This is a genomic window from Pseudomonas sp. BJa3, from assembly GCF_026343815.1.
In the GTDB taxonomy this organism is placed as follows: Bacteria; Pseudomonadota; Gammaproteobacteria; order Pseudomonadales; family Pseudomonadaceae; genus Aquipseudomonas; species Aquipseudomonas soli.
Map to the genome: position 1 here is coordinate 1 of NZ_JAOXMC010000509.1, position 240 is coordinate 240.

A 240-nucleotide genomic window follows, 5' to 3' on the forward strand; every position below is an offset into this window, starting at 1 on the left:
GCCTTGAACGCCGGACGGCCTTCCGTCAACGTGCCGGTCTTGTCGACGATCAGCGTGTCGACCTTGCGCAGCGTCTCGATGGCTTCCGCATCGCGGAACAACACGCCGGCCTGGGCCGCGCGACCGCTGGCCACCATGACCGACATCGGCGTCGCCAGGCCCAGCGCGCAAGGGCAGGCGATGATCAGCACGGAGACGGCGTTGAGCACGCCATGCGTCCACGATGGTGGCGGGCCGAAG

1 pseudogene is annotated in these 240 nt (G+C 68.8%); it reads right to left on the reverse strand.

The annotated features are described in order from the left end of the window. Positions 1–240 (reverse strand): annotated as a pseudogene (locus tag OH705_RS28600) (copper-transporting ATPase); the annotation flags it as partial.